The 7,869-nt window shown below is 37.8% G+C and carries 9 protein-coding genes; 6 read left to right on the top strand and 3 right to left on the bottom strand.

What is annotated here, in order from left to right:
- Window positions 1–99 precede the first annotated feature (99 nt).
- The gene (locus tag BTU61_RS01150) at window positions 100–1,380 is read right to left on the bottom strand and encodes a sensor histidine kinase (protein WP_200771983.1); all 1,281 of its coding nucleotides are present in this window, start codon (window positions 1,378–1,380) and stop codon (window positions 100–102) included.
- Window positions 1,380–2,090 (bottom strand): LytR/AlgR family response regulator transcription factor, encoded by a 711-nt coding sequence (locus BTU61_RS01145; RefSeq protein WP_200771982.1) that lies wholly within the window; start codon window positions 2,088–2,090, stop codon window positions 1,380–1,382. The genes BTU61_RS01150 and BTU61_RS01145 overlap by 1 nt, the downstream gene beginning before the upstream one ends.
- Window positions 2,091–2,196: 106 nt before the next feature.
- Between BTU61_RS01145 and BTU61_RS01140 the strand changes: the two genes are divergently transcribed.
- Window positions 2,197–3,153: an ABC transporter ATP-binding protein gene (locus BTU61_RS01140; RefSeq protein ID WP_200772070.1), complete on the top strand. Its 957-nt coding sequence runs from the start codon at window positions 2,197–2,199 to the stop codon at window positions 3,151–3,153.
- A gap of 1 nt (window position 3,154) precedes the next feature.
- A complete protein-coding gene (locus BTU61_RS01135; RefSeq protein WP_200771981.1) occupies window positions 3,155–3,877 on the top strand; it encodes an ABC transporter permease in 723 nt (240 codons plus the stop codon).
- A 144-nt stretch (window positions 3,878–4,021) separates the two neighbouring features.
- On the opposite strand, the gene BTU61_RS01130 is transcribed toward BTU61_RS01135, so the two are convergent.
- Window positions 4,022–4,555, bottom strand: a complete 534-nt coding sequence (locus BTU61_RS01130; protein WP_200771980.1) for a biotin transporter BioY — start codon at window positions 4,553–4,555, stop codon at window positions 4,022–4,024.
- Window positions 4,556–4,760: 205 nt separating this feature from the next.
- On the opposite strand from BTU61_RS01130, the gene BTU61_RS01125 reads away from it, so the two are divergent.
- The 4 genes from BTU61_RS01125 (at window position 4,761) to gloA (ending at window position 7,834) form a co-directional block, all read left to right on the top strand.
- Window positions 4,761–5,285 (top strand): hypothetical protein, encoded by a 525-nt coding sequence (locus tag BTU61_RS01125; protein ID WP_200771979.1) that lies wholly within the window; start codon window positions 4,761–4,763, stop codon window positions 5,283–5,285.
- Window positions 5,286–5,419: 134 nt separating this feature from the next.
- Window positions 5,420–6,100, top strand: a complete 681-nt coding sequence (locus BTU61_RS01120; protein WP_200771978.1) for a response regulator transcription factor — start codon at window positions 5,420–5,422, stop codon at window positions 6,098–6,100.
- Window positions 6,084–7,454 (top strand): sensor histidine kinase, encoded by a 1,371-nt coding sequence (locus BTU61_RS01115; RefSeq protein ID WP_200771977.1) that lies wholly within the window; start codon window positions 6,084–6,086, stop codon window positions 7,452–7,454. The genes BTU61_RS01120 and BTU61_RS01115 overlap by 17 nt, the downstream gene beginning before the upstream one ends.
- Window positions 7,454–7,834 carry a lactoylglutathione lyase gene (gene gloA, locus BTU61_RS01110; protein ID WP_200771976.1) on the top strand — a complete coding sequence of 127 codons (381 nt, stop codon included), beginning with the start codon at window positions 7,454–7,456 and terminating at the stop codon, window positions 7,832–7,834. The genes BTU61_RS01115 and gloA overlap by 1 nt, the downstream gene beginning before the upstream one ends.
- The last annotated feature ends 35 nt before the right edge of the window (window positions 7,835–7,869 follow it).

Genomic DNA, 7,869 nt, shown 5'->3' with positions numbered 1-7,869 from the left:
TCGACAATCCAAAAACAAAAGATGAGGCTAGGACTTTTGTCCCAGCCTCATCTTTTGTTGTTCAATGAATCATCTGTATTGGATATCGAAGGAGAAGGATCATTCGTTTATTGGACTTGGTAAGAGGATCTCCGTTCGATAGTGGCCATTTTCTTTGAAACGCTTAATAGTTCCTTGGTATTCTTGTACTAGAGCATCAACGTTTCGTAAGCCCCAACCATCTCTTTGACGTGTTTTACGAGTCTCTTGTTCTTGTTCATTAAAGGTATTGTTGATCGAAATAAATAGGTTTTGTTGAAAATAACGTATATTCAGAGCCAATATTCTCTCCGATTTATCAGTTATTCGAAGACAGGCTGAAATACCATTATCTAAACAATTTCCTAAAATAACAGCTAGAATATCAGGCTGAATAGATAATTCTTGAGGGACAAAGCAGTCAATTTCCAATTCAATTTCATCTTCCACATTGTGCAGTTTTTGATTCAGTAAAAAATTAATTGTTGGATTTTTGGAGTAAAAAGTTTGTTTTCCTGAAATACTATCAGTTAACGAGTGAAGATACTCTTTAGCCTCATCTGGATTTTCTTCTAGAAGTGCCAACAGAGTTAAATGTTTATTTTTTAAGTCATGCCGAAGACTTTGCAATCGTTGGTATTCCTCTTGAGACTGTTGTGTTTCTCTTAATTGGAATTGAAGCTGTTCTTTATCTAGTTTATTTTGATAATAAGCGTGCTGTTGTTGAGAAAGATGTAGGGTAAAATACAGCGAGGAAAACGACAATACAATAAGAGACAAGAGTGAAATGACAGAAAGATAATCTGGTCCAAATACTTGCCCTTGAATAGCAGATACAGTAAAGGCAAAAATAATCGATAAAATCGGCACGATAAATTGATACAGCCAATTTCTTTTAGATGTTGCCATGCCTAACTTTTGATGTGTTCGAAATAACTGTCGAAGTACAAGTGTTATGATGGTTGAAAAAAGAAAACTAATGGCGAGGTAACCACTGATCAGTCCTAAATTTTTTGATACTTTTGACAGTGGAAGAAAAAGTTGGATAGCTTGATTGAGAACAGCTCCGGCTAATAATGTCAGGCTTGTTTGTAAGAATATCCAAAAAGAAGAATCACGAAAGGAGTAGCCAAAATAGAGTCCTACAAGAGAGGATTCTACAATACTAAGGAGGAGATTGCTCACTAAAAAAACGCGACTTTCTAAAAATAGAAACACAAGAGCCACATGAAAAAGAAAGCAACAACAAAGGACTAAAAGTGTCTCTTTTGATTGTTTACTTTTGGATATTGGCCTATAAAATAAAACAGTTGCCAGAAATAAGTCGAACAAGATACTAATGATCCGTAATCCTATTAGCATTAGAAATTCCTTTCACTGAGGTAGTTATAGTATTTTTCTTTAAAAGAAGACTGGAACTTACGACTAATTGGAAGTGAATGCTCCTCGGTTCCATTTAGCAAAATAGTCACTGTTTTCGCATCAAAATCTTTGATATATTTGGGATTTACAATATAAGAAGCATGAATTTGAATAAAATAATCAGGTAGTTTATCTAAAATGTCTTGAGTTTTGAGTAAGGACTTATAGGTATCTGCTAGCGTGTAAATAAAAACGGAACGCTTATCTTTCTCAAAATAGGTAATGTCACTTAACGGAATAGAGTAACTTTGTTTTCCAAATGAGAAGTTAAAGATGGTTTGTCCTAAATCTAAATAACGTAAAACTCTGTCTACTACCTTATTTAGCCTTTGAGGTTCAATTGGTTTTACTAAGTAATCAAAAGTCTGTACTTCAAAAACTTGTTCCATATAATCACGATAGCTAGTCACAAAAATAATGGGGATAAAAGGATTGAACTGACGAATTTCACGTGCAAGGTCAATTCCAGTAATTTGTGGCATATCAATATCTAAAAAAACACAATGAGTATCCCCTGTTAACTGTTCTAGCATTCTTTGTGGATTGGTATATAGTTTTGTTTCTACAGGAACCTTGTTGTAAGAAAGTAAATACTGTTCTAACTGACTAGCATCTCTAGTTGAGTCATCACAAATAACGACATTTAACATAAGTCCCCCCTATCAAATTGAATTGGCTAATTATGACACTAAAATGGTAAATCATGACGTAAACCATGGAAAGTCATATGTTTATTATACAATAATCTTATCAAAAATGAAGGAAGCTGGGAAAATCTTCTCAGATCTGAGTGATGAGATGAAGACATTTGCGACACTGACTATTAGAGATTTGACAAAATCATTCGATAAGCAACATTTTGCTAATAATCATATTTCCTTAGAAATAGAAGCTGCTAAAATTACAGCCTTTTTAGGACACAATGGTGCTGGTAAGTCCACCCTCTTAAATCAAATGATTGGTTTTACCAAACCTGATCGAGGAGACGTTTGCTATGGAGATATTTCTTTTGTAGAGAATCGTAAACAAGCTCGTTCGATGATGAGCTATATGTCACAGCAGTATGCACCACTTGAAAAATTAACGGTGGAACAAAATTTAGAAATGCTTGGAAGAATGAGAGGATTAAACACCTTAGAACTCCAAAAGAAACTTGACCAACTCCTAACTGATTTAGAAATTAAAGAATATCGGAGAAAACAAGGAAAGGACCTTTCAGGTGGTTTAAAGCGCCTGACCTCTTTTGCAATGGCTTTAATCGGATCTCCGACCATCATTCTTCTTGATGAGCCGACGAACGATGTTGATCCAATACGTCGTGAAAAACAATGGCAATTATTACAGAAACTAGCGCATAAAGGTCATACCATTATTATCGTGACGCATAATCTCTTAGAAGTTGAAAAATATGCTGACAACTATGCCTTATTTAACCATGGGAAGTTAATCAAATCAGGACCAGTTCAGCAAATAATCTATCAAAAACAGTATCAAATATCTTTTGAGTTTAGGAATAAAGATAGCTTAGCTCTATTCCAAGATTATACCATTATCAATGGTTCGATCTGCCAGATTGAAATAGAAGAGAAGGAGTTAACGAGACTGCTACCAAAAATCACACAGGAATTGGATAGAAAGAATATTTTTAATCTGTCACTTACTCAGAAAAACATATCCATTTCAGATCTTTATAGAGAGGAGTTGACAAACTGATATGACTCAATTTTTTTACTTACTTCGTTGGAACTATCTTCGTCAAAAAGATCTATTTTTACTCTTTACGCTAGCTCAGGTTCTGTTATCTATTTCACTTCTTTTTGGTTATCCACTAGTGATCGGTGAGATTGATACGACAGCTGCCTACTATCTCTCTTCTGGTTCAGTTCTGATAGGAATTATTTCTATTGGCTGTACTATCTCATCACCTGTTATAGCAAATGCGAAGTCAGAAGGACATGTAGACTATGTACGAGCCCTTCCAATACCTCGAATTCTAATTTCCTTAGCAGATCTTTGGATGTGGATGATTGCTATTTTACCTGGAGTGTTCATTTCTGTTATACTGGGCTATTTTCGTTTTTCTGTCCGCTTAAATGTATCTTTTCTAGCTGTTTTAATTCTATTTCTTATCTGTCTTACGATGATCAGTCTTGGATTTGCCATTGCGTATACTTTTTCTCCCAATATTGTCACGTTGATGTCTCAGTTGATTCTTATGATCGGTTTGATGTTTTCGCCAATCATGTATCCAGCAACTCGTCTTCCAGATTGGATAAATCATCTCTACCATGTTCTTCCTTTTGTCCCTTCTGTCAACCTCCTACGAGCTAGTGTCTATAGTCATGGTCACGTCTCATTGTTTGACTTGGTTATTCTGATCATCTGGATTTTGTTAACACAGCTACTGATTTTGAGAGTACTTTATAAGGAAAAATAAAGGAAGGAGGGTAGATAGAAGGTTCTTCTACGAAACAGTAATCCATTTAAAAGTAATTCGATTGAAGAGATATCCTTACAACAAAAAGCAACAACTGTTTTCAGATGTTGCTATTTTTTATATATTCTCTAGGCCCTTTGTATCTTATTTGAAATACCAGTGGTGTTTGAGGTTGGCAAAAATCGCCTTGCTGGTAATAGTGATAATGATGATTTTGATTAAGTCAGCAAGGATAAATGGAGCTACGACCTTTACATAGGATGTTTGAATACCGAATCCTGTAACCAACATGAAACCGATGAGTCCGGAAATAAAAAGAAGAACACTACTAAATAAATTAGCAAGGAAAATGGTTACGACGCTGGATTTGGCATTGGTAAACAAAGACGTGAGCAAGGCACGAAATGGGAAGAACAAGAGAAAACCAGCAGTAGGTCCAATGAAACTTTGGGCACCGCCGGAACCACCTGCAAACACTGGGAATCCGAAGAAACCTAAAAGCAGATAAAGGCAGACAGCAGTAAAAGCATGGCTGGGTTTATAGATAGTCCCGATGAGTCCAATAATCAATGTCTGAAGGGTCAATGGAACAGGCCCAAAAGGAACGGTGAATTGAGACAAAACGCAAATCATTGCGGTACCGATTGCAATTAAGACTAAAGGAAATGCTTTTTTCATAACAGTTAACCTCTTGTTTACTTTATGGTAACTATTTTATCTCAGTTGGAATGTTTTGTCAACCAATAAATAAAAGTTTAGATTTGTTTAAGCTATTCTTTAGGAAGGCTTAAGGATTCTTCAGTATAATCGCCTTACTAAAGGATCGAGCTCCCTTTAAATTTTAAAAGACAAGTACTTGTACAAAAAGATAAAAGGTAAAAAAATGAATCAAAAAGATAAAAAACAAGTAGTCGAAACGCAAGAATCCAAAGAAAAAATGGTCGTTCTAAAACGAAGCCCTAAGTGGTGGATTGGAATGGCAGCAGTTGGTGGATTGTTGGTCGGTGCTGGAAGTGGCTTTGGGGTCGGTGTCATCGCCTCACAATCTTCTAATAACCAACAATTTTCTCAACCGGTCCAAACGGGTCAAAACCAAGGGTCCAATCAGCAACAAAATAGTCAAAATGGCCATGCTTCACAAGGAAACCAGCAAAATGGTGGCCCACAGGATGGTGGTCCTCAAGGTGGTGGTCAAGGACAAGGTGGCCCACAAGGTGGCGGACCTGGTCAGATGCCACAAGAAGGCAATGGTGGCCCTCAAGGGAATGGTCCAGAAAATGGCATGAATCAATCTGGCGGACAAGAAGGGAACCAGGGTTCCTCTAAAAAGTCCAATAAGAAGAATTCAAAAAATAAAAACAAGACGAGTGATAGTCAAAGTAACAAAGAAAACACGACAAACTCATAGAATAAGCCTTCCTCAGGCAGTCTGAATTTGATCATCAAACCAGGTTCTAACTATAGGAAATGAAGGCAAGTCGTGTTATAATAGTTTGGAATAGATTAGAAAGACTCACTCAGGAAAGAGAAGAGGATACGACAATGATTAAAATTCTATTGGTCGAAGATGACCTTGGTTTATCAAATTCAGTATTTGATTTTTTAGATGATTTTGCGGACGTTATGCAGGTCTTTGACGGAGAAGAAGGTCTTTACGAAGCAGAAAGCGGGATCTATGATTTGATTCTGCTGGACCTCATGCTTCCTGAAAAAGACGGTTTCCATGTCTTGAAAGAACTGCGTGAAAAAGGCGTGACGACTCCTGTCTTGATTATGACAGCCAAAGAAAGTCTGGATGACAAAGGACATGGTTTTGAGCTAGGGGCAGACGATTACCTCACCAAGCCTTTCTATCTTGAAGAGCTTAAGATGCGGATTCAAGCTCTCTTGAAGCGCTCAGGTAAGGTCAATGAAAACACCCTCAATTATGGCAATTTGAAGGTGAATTTATCTACCAATTCGACTTATATCGATGACAAAGAAGTTGAATTACTCGGAAAAGAGTTTGATCTCTTAGTTTACTTCCTTCAAAACCAAAATGTCATTCTCCCTAAAACGCAAATTTTCGACCGTTTGTGGGGGTTTGACAGCGATACCACCATTTCAGTTGTTGAAGTGTATGTATCGAAAATTCGTAAAAAATTAAAAGGAACGGATTTCGTAGAAAACTTACAAACATTGCGTAGTGTGGGGTATATCTTAAAAGATGTTAACAAGGATTAAGAAAACCGTCGGAGAAGATGACTTTTCCTATTTCATCCGCTATTTTGGCCTTTTTACCCTGATTTTCTCAGCCATGACCTTGATCATTATTCAGGTCATGCGCTCGAGCCTTTATACGACGGTCGATGAGAACCTCAAGACTCTTAGCCAAGATCCTTATTCGATTGTGGCCATTGCCAATCGCGACCAAAGGCAATCGGGTGACAAGCTAAATGATAAAGAGAACGATGTCATGGATGTCCCAAATCATGATAAGTCAGAGCCCAAAGGAGATGTCACCTCCAATACAACGGTCGTTCTTCTCAATAAAAAATATGAAAATCTGACAACTGGAAATGGATTTCTAAACCTCAAATCTGTAATCTTTGGACGCAAACTGCTTAACAAGGTTTCACAGCTCCGGATTACCAATAGCTATGGTAAAAAAGAAAGTTACCGGGCCTATATGACGGATCTGGGCTTATCAGATGGTGATGAGAGTGATGTCAAATACGCGGTCATCATGACCAATATTAGCCAGTTGGAGCAGACGAGCGAAAAGAATGAGAGCCAAATTGCCCTCGTTATGATCTGCTTCTGGGGGATTTCACTGTTTGCAAGTCTCTTTCTGGCTCGTCTTAGTGTCAAGCCACTTCTTGAGAGCATGCAAAAGCAAAAAGCCTTTGTGGAAAATGCCTCACATGAATTGCGGACGCCCCTTGCAGTTCTACAAAATCGTTTAGAAACACTTTTTAGAAAACCAGAAGCAACCATTATGGAATCGAGCGAGAGCATTGCCTCAAGTCTAGATGAGGTCCGAAATATGAAGCTCTTGACCACCAACCTGCTCAACATTGCCCGAAGGGATGATGGCTTGAAGCCAGAGATCGATGAGATTGACCCTAGCTTCTTTGATCAGACCTTCTCAAATTTTGAGATTATCGCAGAAGAAAATGCCAAGGTCTTTCGAGGCGAGAACCGAGTCGACAAGATCATTTCATCAGATAAAATCCTGCTCAAGCAGTTGATGACCATCTTGTATGACAATGCCTTGAAATATACAGATGAGGATGGTGAAATTGGCTTTAAAGTTCAATTGAAGGACAAAAATCTCCTTATCAAAGTTCTGGATAATGGACCTGGTATTCCCGATGAAGACAAAAAGCGGATTTTTGATCGCTTTTATCGGGTGGACAAGGCTAGAACCCGTCAAAAAGGTGGATTTGGCCTAGGCTTATCGCTTGCCAAACAAATCGTAGAAGCCTTTAAAGGAAACATTCAAGTCAGAGATAACAAACCAAGAGGAACCATCTTTGAAGTGAAATTATCTACAAAAACAGAAAGTCGTAAAAGAAATCGAAAAGAGGAAAAATAATGAGTTCAAAAATGTTGCATACCTGCCTACGTGTTGAAAATTTAGAAAAATCCATCGCTTTTTACCAAGATGCCTTTGGTTTTGAAGAAAAACGACGGAAAGATTTTCCAGACTACAAATTTACCATTGTGTATTTGGCCTTGCCTGGAGATGACTACGAGTTGGAATTGACCTACAATTATGATCATGGACCTTATGTCATCGGTGATGGCTATGCACACGTAGCATTGAGCACACCAGATCTAGAAGGCTTGCATGCGGAGCACAAATCCAAGGGCTATGAAGTAACGGATCCGAAAGGCCTACCTGGTAATCCCCCAAATTATTACTTCGTCCTAGATCCAGACGGATACAAAGTCGAAGTGATCCGTGAAAAATAAAGAGGATGAATAGAAAAGGGAGAGTGGGACAGAAA

The organism is Streptococcus lactarius (assembly GCF_016642265.1).
GTDB lineage: Bacteria > Bacillota > Bacilli > Lactobacillales > Streptococcaceae > Streptococcus > Streptococcus lactarius.
This window is presented reverse-complemented; position numbering and strand designations above follow the sequence as displayed.

Coding starts and splice junctions, on each gene's coding strand:
- BTU61_RS01150 (WP_200771983.1), bottom strand. CDS start 1,380: ATGCTAATAGGATTACGGATCATTAGTATCTTGTTCGACTTATTTCTG.
- BTU61_RS01145 (WP_200771982.1), bottom strand. CDS start 2,090: ATGTTAAATGTCGTTATTTGTGATGACTCAACTAGAGATGCTAGTCAG.
- BTU61_RS01140 (WP_200772070.1), top strand. CDS start 2,197: ATGAAGGAAGCTGGGAAAATCTTCTCAGATCTGAGTGATGAGATGAAG.
- BTU61_RS01135 (WP_200771981.1), top strand. CDS start 3,155: ATGACTCAATTTTTTTACTTACTTCGTTGGAACTATCTTCGTCAAAAA.
- BTU61_RS01130 (WP_200771980.1), bottom strand. CDS start 4,555: ATGAAAAAAGCATTTCCTTTAGTCTTAATTGCAATCGGTACCGCAATG.
- BTU61_RS01125 (WP_200771979.1), top strand. CDS start 4,761: ATGAATCAAAAAGATAAAAAACAAGTAGTCGAAACGCAAGAATCCAAA.
- BTU61_RS01120 (WP_200771978.1), top strand. CDS start 5,420: ATGATTAAAATTCTATTGGTCGAAGATGACCTTGGTTTATCAAATTCA.
- BTU61_RS01115 (WP_200771977.1), top strand. CDS start 6,084: ATGTTAACAAGGATTAAGAAAACCGTCGGAGAAGATGACTTTTCCTAT.
- gloA (WP_200771976.1), top strand. CDS start 7,454: ATGAGTTCAAAAATGTTGCATACCTGCCTACGTGTTGAAAATTTAGAA.